A 2,262-nucleotide genomic window follows, 5' to 3' on the forward strand; every position below is an offset into this window, starting at 1 on the left:
TTCATCAGGCTGATCGCGATGGTCAGGTCAACCAGTTCGCGCTCATTGAACACGGCGCGGGCTGCCTCGTAGGCTACGTCCGGTACACCGGTCTGTGCCACGAGGGTTACTGATTCGGCCCAGGCGAGCGCTGCACGCTCGCGCTCGTCGAACAGCTGGCCCCCTTCCCTCCATGCCTGCACGAGCGCGAGCTTGTCGACCTTCACGCCTTTTTGGAGGAGGTCGCGCGTATGCATGTCGAGGCAATAAGCGCAGTTGTTGATCTGTGAGACGCGCAGGTAAACGAGGTCCACGAGAACCGGCGACAGGTCGCTCTGCATGACGTAGCCGTAGACGCCGCCAAGTGCTTTGACGCCCGCAGGCGCAATCTGGGTGTAGTCAAGACGCTTGCTCATGATGTGACTCCTTGATGCGGTAATTTACTTGACGGGGGTAGTCAGGACCTGGTCGTCGCTGTTCGAGACAAAGACGGCGAGCAGCTTCGCAGGCTGCGTTCCGCTTGCGTTGCGGCTGATGCGGTGAACGGCGCCAGGCTCCTCGAAGTAACTCTGGCCGGCGTGGTAGACGCGCTTCGGACCATCATCCACCTGCGACTCGATCTCGCCTGACACGACATAGGCATAGATGAAAGCCGAGTCTGCATGCCTGTGAACGGGCGACGCTGCGCCCGGTAGGTAATCGACGACGACGGCGGTCAACGACTTTCCGGGGATGTTGGGAATGGCGTGCTGAAAGTTGGGTGTGACGGTTTCAGCCGCGCCATGCGCCGAGGCCGGCACGGCGATGGCAAAGGCCATGGCTGTGCTAACAGCTGTTACGGTGGATCGAATGTTCATGATGTCTGGCTCCTTTGTGCCCTCCATTTTCATGTGGCATTGGGGCACGCAAAAGCACCAGGAATGAACGATTTCGATGCACCAAGAACGCGAGTGAAGACCGGGTGGCTTGTCCGTCAGTGGCGGCCGCGAACGATTTCCAGAAGGCGAGAGCAGTGGGCGGCCAACGTCCTTTCATTCAAATTCGTGACGCCGAGCAGCAGCCCTTGCTGCCCCGGATTGCGTGTGTACCAAGGTGAGAGAGGAACCGGGGCCAGCCCGAACAGTCGCGCCCGGGAAGCGATATCCGTATCCGATACGGATCGAGGCAGCGCGACCACCACGGTCATGCCGGCGGCGGCCTGCACTTTGATTGAATCCGAAGGCAGTTCCCTCAGACAACGAACCAGGGCTTCCTGTCGGTCGGCATAAAGACGCTTCATACGCCGCAGATGGCGAAGATAGTGTCCGTCGTGCATGAACTCCGTTACGGCGTGCTGTTCGGACGAAGCCGGGGCGGGCGCGAGACACGCCGCGACGTCACCAAACCGGCGTGCCATGTCAGGCGGGACTACAAGAAATCCCAGGCGCAGTGCCGGGCTGATCGTCTTGCTGAAGGTCCCGATGTGCAGCACTCGCCCGTCCTGATCGAGTGAGGCCAGCGCCGGTGCGGCCCGTCCTTTCAGCTGCAACTCGCCGAGATAATCGTCTTCGACGATCCAGGCGTCGTGTTGTTTCGCCCAGCCGAGCAGCGAAATCCGTCGGGCGAGCGACATCGTCATCCCGAGCGGCGCCTGCTGTCCAGGTGTCACCACCACGAGGGAGGCTTCGGGCGCGATCCGCATGCCTGCGTCGATATCGAGCCCGTGTGCGTCCACGGGCACCCCTGCCACCGTCATGCCGGCCAGCCCGAGGGCCGTACGCGTGAGCGGAAAGCCAGGGTCTTCCAGCCAGGCCTGTCTGCCCTCCACGCGCAGGGCGCGAATCGCGAGATTGAGCGCGCCGGAGAAACCCGCCGTGACGAAGACCTGGGAGGGACTGCATCGAAGCCCACGCGAGACGCCAAGATATGCTGCGATCTCCTGTCGCAGATCCGGATCGCCGCGTGGATCGGGGTAGCCGACAGGAGCCGCTGCCGCCCGGCGCGCCGCGCGTGCCTGAATGCGCGACCAGAGCTTGAACGGAAAGGCGTCCTGGGCGGGCACACCCATCTGAAACGCCAAAGGGGCCGTGCTGAAGTCGTAGAAGAGATCCGGAAGCGGTGCCGCGTCCGGCGACCATTCGGTCGTCGCTGACAAGGGCCGCGCGGCTACCCGGGTGCCGGCGGCGCCCAAACCGATCGCGAACTGCTCGTCGATCAGACGTTCATAGGCGGCCCGCACGGTGCCCCGGGACACGCCGAGCTGAGCGGCTAAATCCGACCAGGAGGGCAGCCGCGCGCCGGCGG

General features: G+C 63.5%; 3 protein-coding genes. All 3 read right to left on the reverse strand.

Going from position 1 to position 2,262, the window contains the following annotated elements:
* Window positions 1–395, reverse strand: a 395-nt coding sequence (locus H3V53_RS42790; RefSeq protein ID WP_336602984.1) for a carboxymuconolactone decarboxylase family protein, incomplete at its 3' end; no start/stop codon positions are given.
* Window positions 396–419: 24 nt separating this feature from the next.
* Window positions 420–836, reverse strand: coding sequence for a cupin domain-containing protein (locus H3V53_RS42795; protein WP_336602985.1), 417 nt, complete (start codon window positions 834–836; stop codon window positions 420–422).
* Between the two features lie 116 nt (window positions 837–952).
* On the reverse strand, window positions 953–2,262 hold a 1,310-nt coding region (gene pdxR / locus H3V53_RS42800; protein WP_336602986.1), incomplete at its 5' end, for a MocR-like pyridoxine biosynthesis transcription factor PdxR.

The organism is Paraburkholderia bengalensis (assembly GCF_037126505.1).
In the GTDB taxonomy this organism is placed as follows: Bacteria; Pseudomonadota; Gammaproteobacteria; order Burkholderiales; family Burkholderiaceae; genus Paraburkholderia; species Paraburkholderia bengalensis.